This window comes from Massilia aerilata, from assembly GCF_042656905.1.
Classification (GTDB): Bacteria; Pseudomonadota; Gammaproteobacteria; order Burkholderiales; family Burkholderiaceae_D; genus Telluria; species Telluria aerilata.
Window position 1 is genome coordinate 708926 of the sequence record NZ_JBHSMZ010000001.1, and the last position, 12426, is coordinate 721351.

A 12426-nucleotide genomic window follows, 5' to 3' on the forward strand; every position below is an offset into this window, starting at 1 on the left:
CGGCTGACATCACGTTTCATTCAACGAGGAATCCGATGAAAATCCAATATCCATTGGCGCGCGCCGCCGCCTGCCTGCTGGTGGCCGCGTCCAGCGTGCACGCTCACGCCCAGCAAGCGGCCGATCCGCAAGCGCCCGTACCCGCCACCGGCTATCAATCGACCCTGGCCAAACCTGGGGAGGCCGCGCCTGCCGCCACCCCCGACGCCAACTGGGTCAAGAGCAACCAGACCGTCGCCGCCACCAACTCGATGGCCCTGACCATGAAACCGATGGCCAGCCAGGCCGCCGATCCGCATGCCGGCCACGCCATGCACGACCACGCGGCCATGCAGGGTATGCAAGGCATGAACATGGGCAAGCAGGACAGCCCGGCCATGTGCGCGCCGGGCGGCGACACCTCCGGCAAGGACAAGATGTCCTGCTGCGGCGCCGCTTGCGGGTCCTGCTGCGGCAAGGACAAGATAAAAAAGGCCAAGGAGGCGCCATGAAGCTGAAGACGCTGGGCGCGCCGCTGGCGCTGGCCGTGCTGGCCGGCTGCACGACGGTGGCGCCGGATGGCGGCTTCGCCTCGGTCGCCGCCGGCGCGCGCGAACGCATCGGCGCCGAACCCCGCCTCGCGCGCGACGATGCCGCCGCGCGCGAACTGGCGCAGCAGGTGCAAGCCACGCTGGCGCAGCCGCTGGGCATGGACGAGGCGGTGAAAGTCGCGGTGCTGGCCAACCCCGGCCTGCAGGCCAGCTACTGGAAGGTCGGCATCGCCGATGCCGACCTGGCCCAGGCCGGACGGCTGCCGAATCCGGTGCTCGCCTACAAGCATGTATCGAACGCCGGCGACCTCGCCATCGAGCGCACCTTCACCATGAACCTGGTGCAGTTGCTGACCCTGCCGCTGGCCTCGCGCCTGGAGGCCCGGCGCTTCGAGCAGGCCAGGCTGGAAGTCGCGCGCGAAATCGAGCAGCATGCGCGCGACACCCGCGTGGCCTGGGTCGATGCGGTAGCGGCCGGACAGGCGCTGGACTACGCGCGCCAGGTCGACGCCGCCGCCGAGGCCAGCGCCGAACTGGCCGGGCGCATGGCGAAGGCCGGCAACATGAGCCAGCTCGACCTGTCGCGCGAGCAGCTCTACCACCTTGAAACCCAGGCCGCGCTGGCCCGCGCCGGCAAGCAGGCCGTGGCCGCGCGAGAGAAGCTCACGCGCCTGCTCGGCCTGTGGGGCAAGGATGCGCAATACAGCCTGCCCGTGCACCTGCCCGAGTTGCCGGCGTCCCCGGCGCAGCTGACGGACATCGAGCGCATCGCCATCGGACAGCGCCTCGACGTGCAGGCCGCGAAGCTCGACGCCCAGGCGACCGCGGCCAACCTGGGGCTGACGAAGACGACGCGCTTCGTCAACGTGCTCGATCTCGGCTACGTGAACGAGACCACGACCGGTGCGCCGACCGCGCGCGGCTACGAGCTCACGCTGGAACTGCCGCTGTTCGACTGGGGCGGCGCGCGGGTGGCGCGCGCCGAGGGTGTCTACATGCAGGCGGTGCAGCGCGTGGCCCAGGCGGCCGTCACGGCGCGCAGCGAGGCGCGCGAGGGCTATCTGGATTACCGCGCGGCCTATGACCTCGCGGCCCACTACCGCGACCGCATCATCCCGCTGCGCAAGCGGATCTCGAAGGAGGTCCTGCTGCGCTACAACGGCATGCTGATGTCGACCCAGGAACTGCTTGCCGATTCGCGCGAGCAGGCCGGCGCGGTATCCGGCTACATCGAGGCATTGAAGGCGTTCTGGACCGCGCATGCGCAGCTGGAGGCGGCGCTCGGCGTGCGCCTCGGCGCGCAACACGTCGAACACCAGAGCCAGGAACACAAGGAACACGCAGAATGACATCCCGCAGGAATTTTCTCTTCAACGGCGCCGGCGCAGGCGCCGCCATGGTCGGCGCTTCGCTGGTGAGCAAGGCCGCCGCGGCCGCCATCCCCGAAGCCCCGGTCCAGAGCTCGGCCGGCACCGCGCCGCCGCTCGTGCCGCCGAACGGCCGCCCCTACAACCCGGTCGTCACCCTCAACAGCTGGACCTTGCCCTGGCGCATGAAGGACGGCGTCAAGGAATTCCACCTGGTCGCGGAGCCCGTGGTGCGCGAGATCGCGCCCGGCATGAAGGCCAATCTGTGGGGCTACAACGGCCAGAGCCCGGGTCCGACCATCGAGGTGGTCGAGGGCGACCGCGTGCGCATCTTCGTCACCAACAAGCTGCCGGAAGCGACCAGCGTGCACTGGCACGGCCAGCTGCTGCCGAACGGGATGGACGGCGTGGCGGGACTGACCCAGCCGCGCATCGAACCGGGAAAAACCTACGTCTACGAGTTCGTCGCGCGCTACGCCGGCACCTTCATGTACCACCCGCACGCCGACGAAATGGCGCAGATCGGCATGGGCATGATGGGTTCCTGGGTGACCCACCCGAAAGACCCGCGCCAGCACGCGGTGGACCGCGACTTCGTGTTCCTGCTGAACGCCTACGACATCGAGCCGGGCAGCTACACGCCCAATGTCAACACCATGCTGGAACAGAACATCTGGACCATCAACAGCCGCGCCTTCCCCGGCACCGACGCCATGGTGGTGAGGAAGGACGACCGCGTGCGCATCCGCATCGGCAACCTGTCGATGACCAACCACCCCTTCCACATCCACGGCCACCGCTTCGAAGTCGCGGGTACGGACGGCGGCTGGATTCCACCGGCCGCGCGCTGGCCGGAAGTCACGGTCGACATCGGCGTAGGGCAGATGCGCGCCATCGAATTCATCGCCGATGCGCCGGGCGACTGGGCCTTCCACTGCCACAAGTCGCACCACACGATGAATGCGATGGGCCACCAGGTGCCCAACCTGATCGGCGTCGACCACAGCGGCGTGGCCAGGAAGATCAACGACCTGGTGCCCGGCTACATGGTGATGGGCGAAAAAGGCGGCTCGATGGGCGGCATGCGCATGCCCCTGCCCGAGAACACCCTGCCGATGATGGACGGCAAAGGTCCCTTCGGCGAGATCGAAATGGGCGGCATGTTCACGATGATCAAGGTGCGCGAAGGCCTCGCGCGCGGCGATTTCCGCGATCCCGGCTGGTTCAGGCATCCGAAGGGCACGGTGGCAAAGGAGTGGACCGGCGCGATGCCGGAGCCGGTCCGGGCTCCGGCGACGGCGGCGGCGCCCGGCGAACCGGTGGCCACCGTCAAGCGCGGCGGCGGCCACGGCGGGCATTAGCCTTCGGCCTGGCCGAAGGCTGGGCCCGGAATTGCCGGATTGCGGACAAGGTCGCAGGCCCCTATGATCGGCACATGAATGCAATGATCATGACCTTTTCCGCAGGAATGGTGGCCGGGGCGATGAATGCGCTGGCCGGCGGCGGTTCCTTCGTCAGCCTGCCGGCGCTGATCGCGGCGGGCGTGCCTCCGGTACAGGCGAACACTTCCAGCACGGTGGCCCTGTTCCCGGGCGGCCTCGCCAGCGCCTGGGCCTACCGCGACGGCGCCAGATCCGTCGGCGCCGTCCCGATCCGCGCCCTGCTGGCTGCCACCCTGTGCGGCGGCCTGGTGGGCGCCCTCCTGCTGCTGCGGACCCCGTCCGCGACGTTCAGCTTCGTGCTGCCCTGGCTGCTGCTGGCGGCCTCGCTGGCGCTCGCCTTCGGCCGGCGCGTCGGCGAGGCGCTGCGCGCACGCTGGCACATCCACGCGCATGCGGTGCTGGCGCTGCAATTCGGGCTCGGGATCTATGGCGGCTATTTCGGCGGCGCGGTCGGGATCATGATGATCGCGGTCTGGGGACTGCTGGACAACGGCGATATAAAACGCCTGAATGCGCCGCGCACCTTGCTGGTCAGCGCGGCGAACACGGTGGCGGTGCTGGCATTCATCGCGGCCGGCGCGGTGCGCTGGCCGGAGACGCTGGCGATGCTGGCGGGCGCCGTCATCGGCGGCTACGGCGGCGCGCATGTCGGCAAGCGCGCGCCGGCGAACGTGATCCGCGCTGTGACGCTATGCGCCACCGCCTGCATCACACTGGTATTCTTCCTGAAGACGTACGCGCCCACGCTATTGCAGCACTGAGTCCATGCGAGGTAGCCATGCTCGAGGCACTGGCAGCAACGATAGGCACGCTGGCGATCCTGGCAAGCATCGCCGCGAAGTTCTTCCTGCATTCGGCCGGCAGCGGCGAGACCGCGGCCGCCAGCCTCCGTACGGCGCCCAGCGCTTGCGCGGGGCCGCGATCTGCTTGCGCAGGTCCGCGTTCTCGGCTTGCAGGCTGTCGCGCGCCGTCCTGGCGCCGACCAGTTCCATCTCGGCCGCCAGCCGCGCGTCCGGCAGCGTCGCATTTTGCGCCACGCCTTTCTCGAGCTGGGTCCGCAAGTCCGCCAGCTGGGCATCCTTGCCCTCGATCGCCAGCTGGTCCTTGGCCTTGCCGACCGGGGCATCCATCACCACCTGCCTGGCGTTACGCAGCTCGGCGTTGAGGCGCTCGCTTTCCAATGCATCGCCGGCTTCGCGCAGCGCTTCCAGCTCTTCCTGGTGTCGAAGGCCGTATCATACGCCGCCCCCGCCTCACTCATATCCGGAAGTCGTCCAGCGACTTGCCACCTGAGAGCCCCTCGGCGATCCACTTCGGCTGGCGCCCGCGGCCGGTCCAGGTCTGCGACTCGTCGGCCGGGTTGCGGAAGCGCGCCTGGCCGGCCTGGCCGTTGCCGCCCTTCTTCGCGCCCTTCTTGCCGCCGCCCTCCCCGGACAGCAGCGCCGACACCGGCACGCCCATGTCCTGGGCAATCGCGAGGATCTGCTCGCGCGCCTTCCTGACCTCGTCATGCTGGCGGGACTTGATCTCCTTTTCGATATCGAATTGCAGGCCCTTGAGCTCGGCGAGGTTGTAGTTCGACAGGTCGGTCTTTGCCATGTGTGCGCCTTTCATGTTCCCGGTTGTTTATTTGGCATTCTTGGCGATTCTACATGAGTGGGGAAATGCTGACGCACTGGTCAAGCGCCCAGGCTTACAGTAGAGTTGTTGCCATGCTCGAAGCCCTCCTCGAACTCCTCGGCGAATTCCTGCTCCAGGCCGCCGTCGAACTGCTGGTCGAACTCGGCCTGCACTCCCTGGCCGAGCCTTTCCAGCGGCGGCCGAATCCGTGGCTGGCCGCGCTGGCCTACGCCACCTTCGGCGCCCTGCTGGGCGGCCTCAGCCTGCTGGTCTTCCCCGCCAACTTCACGCACGGCGCCTGGCGCATCGTCAACCTGGCCGTGACGCCGGTCGCGGCCGGCCTGCTGATGTGCGTGGCCGGCCGCTGGCGGGCGCGCCGCGGCGACGATCTGCTGCGCATCGACCGCTTCGCCTACGGCTACCTGTTCGCCCTGTCGCTGGCGCTGGTCCGCTTCACGCTCGCGCACTGACCGGATAGCCGGCCGCGTCGATCGCCCGCGCAATCCTGTCCAGGTCGGCGGCGCTGTCGATCTTGACCTTCTTGGTCGGCAGGTCGATATCGACCTTCGCCGCCTGGTCGATCTCCTGCACGGCCTTGGTCACGCGGCCCACGCAGTGTTTGCAAGTCATGTCTTCCACGGTCAATTCGTACATCGTCGTTGCTCCTTCGTTTGAAACAGGGATTGAAAAAGAAACCGGCGTCCAGCGCCGCAGCAGCAAGGCATTCGTCACCACGCTGACGGAACTGAGCGCCATCGCCGCACCGGCCAGCACCGGATTGAGCAGGCCCAGCGCCGCGACCGGGATGCCGACCACGTTGTAGACGAAGGCCCAGCCCAGGTTCTGGCGGATCTTGCGGTAGGTGGCCGACGAGATCGCGATGGCGTCCGCCACCAGTTGCGGGTCGCCGCGCATCAGCGTGATGCCGGCCGTGTGCATGGCCACGTCGGTGCCGCCGGCCATGGCGATGCCGACGTCGGCCGCGGCCAGGGCCGGGGCGTCGTTGATGCCGTCGCCGACCATCGCCACCTTGCCGCGGCCGGCGTCCGCCATCAGTTCGCGCACCGCGGCGGCCTTGCCGGCCGGGAGGACCTCGGCCACGTAGCGCGTCAGGCCCAGTTCGCGCGCCACCAGCGCCGCCGCGCCGCGGTTGTCGCCGGTCAGCATGACGGTCTCGACGCCCATCGCCTGCAGGCGCGCCACTGCCGCCGCGCTGGCCGGCTTCAGGCGGTCGCCGAAGGCCAGCAAGCCCTCGACCCGCAGCGCGCCGCCCTCTTCCGCGGCCAGCCAGGACACGGTGCGGCCATCCTGCTCGTGCCGGCGCGCGGCCTCGTCCCAGGCGTCCGTGTCGGCGCCGAGCTCCTGCATCAGGCGCCGGTTACCGAGATTTACGGTGGCGGTCCCGACCCGCGCCCGCACGCCGCGGCCCGGCAAGGCGGCGGCCTCGCCCACGGCCGGCGGCAGCGGCAAGCCGCGTTCCCGCGCCGCCTGCGCCACCGCCTTCGCCAGCGGGTGCTCGCTGTACTGCTGCACGGCCCAGGCCAGCGGCAACAGCGATTCGCCGCCCTCGACCGCCACCACGCGCGGCTTGCCCTCGGTGAGCGTGCCGGTCTTGTCGAACACCACGGTGCGCAGCGCGTGCGCCGTCTCCAGCGCTTCCGCGTCCTTGATCAGGATGCCGTGGCGGGCGGCCACGCCGGTGCCGACCATGATCCCGGTCGGCGTCGCCAGGCCCAGCGCGCACGGGCAGGCGATCACCTGCACCGCCACCGCGTTCAGCAAGGCCTGCTGCCAGTCGCCGGTGGCCAGGCCCCAGACTAGCAGCGTGACGACGGAGATCAGCAGCACCGCCGGCACGAACACGGCGCTGACGCGGTCGACCAGGCGCTGGATCGGCGCCTTGACCGCCTGCGCATCCTCGACCATGCGGATGATTTGCGCCAGCATGGTGTCGGCGCCGACCTTGGTCGCTTCGACCAGCAACAGGCCCTCGCCATTCACGGCGCCGCCCAGCACCGCCTCGCCGGCGCCGCGCGCCACCGGCAGGCTTTCGCCGGTCAGCAGGGATTCGTCCAGGTGGCTGCCGCCCTCGATGACGCGGCCGTCGGCCGGCACGCGCTCGCCGGGGCGCACCACCATCAGGTCGCCGCTACGCAGCTCGGCCAGCGCGACTTCGATATCACGGCCGCCGCGCCTCACCATGGCGCTATCGGGACGCAAGGATTCGAGGGCGCGGATCGCTGCCACGGTCTGGTATTTTGCCCGGCCTTCCAGCCACTTGCCGAGCAGGACCAGGGTGATCACCACGGCCGAGGATTCGAAATACAGGTGCGGCAGCCCGTGGCCGGCCGGCGCGGCAAACAGCTGGTACACCGACAAGGCGTAGGCCGCCGAAGTGCCGATCGCCACCAGCAGGTCCATGTTGCCCGACCCCGCGCGCAGCGCCTTCCAGCCGGCGCGGTAGAAGCGCGCGCCCAGCCAGAACTGGACCGGGGTCGCCAGCAGCAGCTGGGTCCACCCCGGCAGCAGCATCTTAAAAAAGAACATCGGCAGCACCAGCGGCAGGCTGAGGATGGCGGCGGCGGCCACCGGCCACCACGCAGGCAGCGCGTGCGGGCGCGGCGCGGGCCGCGGCTGGCCGCGCTCGATCGGCGCCGCCTGATAGCCGGCCTGCACCACCGCCGCGACGATGGCGTCCGCATCCAGCGCCGTCCCATGCACGGTGGCCTGTTCAAGCGCCAGGTTAACGCTGGCCTCCGTGACGCCGGGGACCTTCATCAGCGCCTTTTCGACGCGCGCCACGCAGGACGCGCAGGTCATGCCTTGTACCGCGAGCTGCAGCCCGGCGGTGGAATCCCTGGTTTCCATGATTACTCCTGTCAGTTAATGACAGGATAATCCTTCCCACGATGGGAAGGTCAAGCGCCGTTCGCCGGATCTTCGAGATCGAAGGGTGAGGCGGCTGGCGGCAGCGGCGGCATGGGCCGCAGGTCGTAGACCATGTCGGCGCGGTCGCCGGCCGCCGGCCGGGTGATCAGGAAGCTGTCGCGGCCCAGGCGCTGCGGGCCGCCGGCCAGGCGCACGGGCCGCAGTTCGCTGTGCGCCAGCACCAGCACCACCTCGTAGCTGAGGGTCGGCGCGGCGAACAGGCCGAGCATGGTGCGCAGGGCGCGGGCGCCCTCCGCATGCGGCAGGAAGCGCTCGAACCGGGCGCGGCGCAGCGGCCCGATGCGCACGCGCACGCGCAGGTCCGGGCGCCAGCAGCGCTCGCCCAGCACCGCGGCCTGGCCGAGGACCGCGCCGGGATGCGTCATGGAGCCGCCCAGCCTGGATTGCTCCTCACGCGACAGCGCATCCCAGAAGCCGATCCCCTCTTCCAGCCCGATCGGCACGCCGAAGTGATGCGACAGCACCCGCGCCAGCACCACGGCCGAAGCCGGGCGCTGCCTGAGCACCCCGGCATAGCGCGCCAGCGTGGCGTCGTCCACCGCGCCGTGCGGCGAGCCCGGACTGAAACCCGCCAGCGCCAGCAGCAGCGGCAGGAAGGCGTCGCCGCCCTCGGCGCCAGTCACCGCGTGCTCGACCCGGTACTTGCGCCACGCGCCATAGAACAGGGCCAGCATGCGCGTGCTGAAGATGTCGAGGAAGGCGCGCGGCGCATCGGCCAGCTCGTCGTCCGGCTGCCCGGCTTCCCAGGCGGCGATGCGCTCGGTCACGTGTGCCGGCAGGGTGCCGTGGGCGCCCAGCAGGCCCATGAAGGTGGGCGTCAGGTGGAATCGGGGCGGCAGCCCGTCGAGCGCGAGGGATGGTGCGAGCGCCTCGACCTGGCCGGCCGGGAAGCCCAGCGCCAGGCTGTTACGGAAGCGAAGGTGGCGTTCCAGCGCGCGCCGCGGCGGCACGCCCTGCTCGCCCAGCCACAACAGCAGCAGCCGCACCGCCTGGAAGAATTCGAAGCGCTGCGGCTCGGCCAGCAGCCGCGCGATCAGCCCAGTGGCCGGCTGCTGTGGCGGGGTTCGCATGCAAGGAGCTCCTGGCCGGTCTGGCGCGACACGACCTGCAGCCGTGTAAAACAGTTGAGCTGTCCGTTCAGCGCAAAATAATGGTCGAGCACCCGTGCGAACACGAACAGGCTGGCGCCGGCGAAGGCTTCCTCGTCCACCGTCAGACGGATGGCGATGCCCGGCATCAGGGTCGAGACCGGCGCCGTCCGCACCCAAGCGCGCACCGCGCCGTGCTCCAGGCCCTGGATGCCGGCGATCAGGCGCTGCGCGGCCGGCGAATGCGGCAGGTCGTACAGCGCCAGCATCTTGCGGAAGTCGTCGAGGCCGGCCATGGTCAGGCTGGTGTGGCTGAGCGACAAATGGGAGATCAGGCGCCAGTGCGCGCCGCGCGCGCTGCCGAAGCGGTAGCTCGCGCTCGGTTTGCGCAGCATGCGGATCGGCGCCACGCCGGACAGCTCGTCGGTGCGCAGGTCGCCCTGCGGATCGCCGTAGCGCAGCTGGGCCGGCAGGTCGCGGTTGGTGCAGGTGAGCGTGGTCGACAGCGTGGTCCGGCACCCCGGGGCGCCGGCGCTGTCGGTGCTGCGGAAGTCGGCGTCGATCAGGGCGATGCGCATCTCGTGCCCGGGGCTGACCGCCGCCACCGCATGGTCGCGCCGCGTGATCCAGTAGTGATTGCCTTCCTGGGCTTCGCCGCCCTCGGCGTCGCCGTTCGCGGCATACAGGGGCGCGAAGCGGGTGACGCTGCTCGAGCCCTGCCCTTCGCGCACCAGGCGCACCGCGTCGACGCTGTGGATCTCGTAGTCGGCCGCGTGGGCGCCGTCGGCCAGCAGCGGGTAATCGGCGCTGGTGTAGGACAGCTGCAGCGGCGCGCCGGCTTTCGGGAACAGGTTGATGACCGGGGTGCAGGACGGCAGCAGGTTGCCCGGCTTGAGCCCGGCAAGCAGGCGCGCCGGGTCCGAATCGACGCTCAAGCCGTTCAGCACCACCTGCAGGGTGAAGCTGGTGCAGCGCGGCGGCAGCAGCGCGCGCAGGGCCGTGGTGTCGAGGTCGATGAAGTGGAATTTCTCGGGATAGCAGAAGTATTCGCTCAGCAGGCGCAGCGCCGGATGGGCGCGCGCCGGGAACGGGATCATCGCATCGTCTTCCGCGAAGCCGGCCAGCGCCAGCGGAACGGCAGGCAGCGGCAGCCACGCCGCCTCGCCACCGGCCTGGACGTAGGCGCAGGCGCCGCGCAGGAACAGCGCGTCGATCAGGGCCGCGCGCGTGGACGCTTCGCCGTCGACGAACAGGCGCAGGCGCGCCGGCAGCACCTCGGCCAGCGGCCGCGGGCCGGGCGTGTCGATGGTGATGCCGATGCTGCTTCCGGCGCCGCGCGGCAGGCGCAGCGAGCGCGGGCTTCCCGCCAGCGGCGCGAACTGCAGTCCGGCCACGCGCAGCGGCGCCAGCAGCACATCGTAGACGGTGCGGAACAGGATCACGCTGTCGTGGCGGGCGCTGGTGCGCAGCATGGTCCCGCGCGGCATCGCTACCTGCGCGTCGGGCAGTTCGGCGTCGCCATGGCCGCCCACCTGCACGATGGTGTGCGAGGGCATGGGCCGCAGGTAGTGGGGATACAGGCTTTCCAGCAGCGATTCGGTGAACTTCGGGTAGTCGTCGTCGAGGCGCTTGCGTATCCTGGCGCTCATCAGGGCCACCGACTGGATCAGGCGCGCCACGCTCGGGTCTTCGTAGGTCTCGCCGGCCAGGTGCAGCTCGCTGGCCGGCTTCGGGTAACGGGCGCGGAATTCGCGCGCGAACTGGCCGAACAGGCCCAACTCTTCCTCGTAGTAGCGCAGTAGCTCGTCCATCCAAGGATACTCCCACCCACGCTGCAAACGTATCTTGAGTACAATCAACATGGACCATCTACCCAGGAGAGACGCGCATGGCTGACCTGAACAATTTCCCCATCACCCGCAAGTGGCCCGCGCAGCATCCCGAGCGCCTGCAGCTGTACTCGCTGCCCACGCCGAACGGCGTCAAGGCCGCGATCATGCTGGAAGAAACCGGCCTGCCCTACGAGGTGCACCGCGTCGATTTCGGCAAGAACGACCAGCTCTCGCCCGAGTTCCTGTCGCTGAACCCGAACAACAAGATCCCGGCGATCATCGACCCGGACGGCCCCGGCGGCAAGCCGCTGCCGCTGTGGGAATCGGGCGCGATCCTGCTCTATCTGGCCGAGAAGACCGGCAAGCTGCTGCCCGCCGACCCGGCGCTGCGCTACCAGGCCATCCAGTGGCTGATGTTCCAAATGGGCGGCCTGGGCCCGATGTTCGGCCAGCTCGGCTTCTTCCACAAGTTCGCCGGCAAGGACTACGAGGACAAGCGCCCGCGCGACCGCTACGTGGCCGAGTCGAAGCGCCTGCTGGGGGTGCTGGACCGGCACCTGGAAGGCCGCAGCTGGATCATGGGCGAGGAATACACGATCGCCGACATCGCCACCTTCCCCTGGGTGAACAACCTGGTCGGCTTCTATGGCGCGGGCGAGCTGGTGGGCTACCAGGATTTCGCCAACGTGGCGCGCGTGGTGCAGGCGTTCGTCGCGCGTCCTGCCGTGGCGCGCGGCCTGGCGATCCCGCCGGCGCCGAGCGCCTGAAAGCCGCCCATGGCGGCGTTGCATCGTCTCGCCGTACGGGCGTACTGTCTTCGACGATGCGCCTTGTCCTGAGCGGCTTTCAGGTGCTCGGAAAACCTTAACAGCCCAGGGTACGGAGGTCGGCCACCACCTCATCGCCGAAGGACTTGCCGAGCAGGTAGTCGACCAGCTGCTCGGCGCAATCGTCCGGATCGACCAGGCTGCCGGTTTCCTTCAGGTCGACGAAGCGCTGGCGCAGCGGGAAGTTCGCTTCCGAGGTGGCGCGGATCTCGCTCTGCATGGCGGTGTCGATGGTGCCCGGGGCCAGGCTGCAGATCTGCACGTCCTGGCCGCCGTCCAGCACCACCGCGCGCGCATGGTGGTCGAGCGCCGCCTTGGTGGCGCAATACACGCTCCAGCCGGGATAGGGATGGCGCCCGGCGCCGCTGGAGATGTGCATGATGCGCTTTTGCCCGCCGTCGCTGGCGCGCACCACGGCCGCCGCCAGCGCCATCGGCGCCGCCACGTTCAGGGTCACGGCGCGCAGCACCGCGCGCGGGTCCTGCTCCTCGAGGGGCCCGACCGGGGCCATCATCCCCGCATTGTTGAGCAGAAGCACGGCGCCGGTGCCGTCCAGGTAGTCGGTCAGCGCGTTCCCGGCCAGCCAGTCGACCAGCGCCGGCCCGTCCGCCAGGTCCAGTTCGACCTCCTCGAACAGCTCGGGCCAGGATTGCGCCAGGCCGTCGGAACGGGTGCGGGCCAGGCCCAGCACCGGCACCCCGCGCGCCAGCAGGTTGCGGGCAAGAGCAGCCCCGAGGCCCTTGGTATGGCCGGTTACGATCGCTTTCATTT

Annotated in this window: 12 protein-coding genes; 6 read left to right on the plus strand and 6 right to left on the minus strand. The window is 69.8% G+C overall.

Features of this window, described 5'->3' with window-relative positions; all coding sequences use genetic code 11:
• The first annotated feature begins 35 nt into the window (after nt 1-35).
• The 4 genes from ACFPO9_RS03165 (at nt 36) to ACFPO9_RS03180 (ending at nt 4100) form a co-directional block, all read left to right on the plus strand.
• Nucleotides 36-491 carry a hypothetical protein gene (locus ACFPO9_RS03165; protein ID WP_379766924.1) on the plus strand — a complete coding sequence of 152 codons (456 nt, stop codon included), beginning with the start codon at nt 36-38 and terminating at the stop codon, nt 489-491.
• Nucleotides 488-1879, plus strand: a complete 1392-nt coding sequence (locus tag ACFPO9_RS03170; protein ID WP_379766927.1) for a TolC family protein — start codon at nt 488-490, stop codon at nt 1877-1879. The genes ACFPO9_RS03165 and ACFPO9_RS03170 overlap by 4 nt, the downstream gene beginning before the upstream one ends.
• A complete protein-coding gene (locus tag ACFPO9_RS03175) occupies nt 1876-3258 on the plus strand; it encodes a multicopper oxidase family protein (RefSeq protein ID WP_379766930.1) in 1383 nt (460 codons plus the stop codon). Before ACFPO9_RS03170 ends, ACFPO9_RS03175 begins: the two co-directional genes overlap by 4 nt.
• 74 nt (nt 3259-3332) lie before the next feature.
• Nucleotides 3333-4100 (plus strand): sulfite exporter TauE/SafE family protein, encoded by a 768-nt coding sequence (locus ACFPO9_RS03180; protein ID WP_379766933.1) that lies wholly within the window; start codon nt 3333-3335, stop codon nt 4098-4100.
• Here ACFPO9_RS03180 and ACFPO9_RS03185 read toward each other — a convergent pair.
• Together ACFPO9_RS03185 and ACFPO9_RS03190 are read right to left on the minus strand one after the other, a co-directional pair.
• Nucleotides 4086-4520, minus strand: a complete 435-nt coding sequence (locus ACFPO9_RS03185) for a hypothetical protein (RefSeq protein ID WP_379766936.1) — start codon at nt 4518-4520, stop codon at nt 4086-4088. The two genes, ACFPO9_RS03180 and ACFPO9_RS03185, sit on opposite strands and share 15 nt — an antisense overlap.
• A gap of 76 nt (nt 4521-4596) precedes the next feature.
• Nucleotides 4597-4938 carry an H-NS histone family protein gene (locus ACFPO9_RS03190; protein WP_379766939.1) on the minus strand — a complete coding sequence of 114 codons (342 nt, stop codon included), beginning with the start codon at nt 4936-4938 and terminating at the stop codon, nt 4597-4599.
• 113 nt (nt 4939-5051) lie between these two features.
• On the opposite strand from ACFPO9_RS03190, the gene ACFPO9_RS03195 reads away from it, so the two are divergent.
• Nucleotides 5052-5429 carry a hypothetical protein gene (locus ACFPO9_RS03195; RefSeq protein WP_379766942.1) on the plus strand — a complete coding sequence of 126 codons (378 nt, stop codon included), beginning with the start codon at nt 5052-5054 and terminating at the stop codon, nt 5427-5429.
• Here ACFPO9_RS03195 and ACFPO9_RS03200 read toward each other — a convergent pair.
• Genes ACFPO9_RS03200 through tssF form a run of 3 tightly spaced genes read right to left on the minus strand, consistent with a single transcriptional unit; the run spans nt 5413 to nt 10807 of the window.
• On the minus strand, nt 5413-7827 hold the full coding sequence (locus ACFPO9_RS03200) for a heavy metal translocating P-type ATPase (protein WP_379766945.1): 2415 nt from the start codon (nt 7825-7827) through the stop codon (nt 5413-5415). The genes ACFPO9_RS03195 and ACFPO9_RS03200 overlap by 17 nt on opposite strands.
• 50 nt (nt 7828-7877) lie before the next feature.
• Nucleotides 7878-8978, minus strand: coding sequence for a type VI secretion system baseplate subunit TssG (tssG, locus tag ACFPO9_RS03205; protein WP_379766948.1), 1101 nt, complete (start codon nt 8976-8978; stop codon nt 7878-7880).
• Nucleotides 8942-10807, minus strand: coding sequence for a type VI secretion system baseplate subunit TssF (tssF, locus tag ACFPO9_RS03210; RefSeq protein WP_379766951.1), 1866 nt, complete (start codon nt 10805-10807; stop codon nt 8942-8944). Before tssF ends, tssG begins: the two co-directional genes overlap by 37 nt.
• 77 nt (nt 10808-10884) lie before the next feature.
• Between tssF and ACFPO9_RS03215 the strand changes: the two genes are divergently transcribed.
• On the plus strand, nt 10885-11595 hold the full coding sequence (locus ACFPO9_RS03215) for a glutathione S-transferase N-terminal domain-containing protein (protein WP_379766954.1): 711 nt from the start codon (nt 10885-10887) through the stop codon (nt 11593-11595).
• Nucleotides 11596-11692: 97 nt separating this feature from the next.
• On the opposite strand, the gene ACFPO9_RS03220 is transcribed toward ACFPO9_RS03215, so the two are convergent.
• On the minus strand, nt 11693-12424 hold the full coding sequence (locus ACFPO9_RS03220; RefSeq protein ID WP_379766957.1) for an SDR family oxidoreductase: 732 nt from the start codon (nt 12422-12424) through the stop codon (nt 11693-11695).
• Nucleotides 12425-12426: the final 2 nt, after the last annotated feature.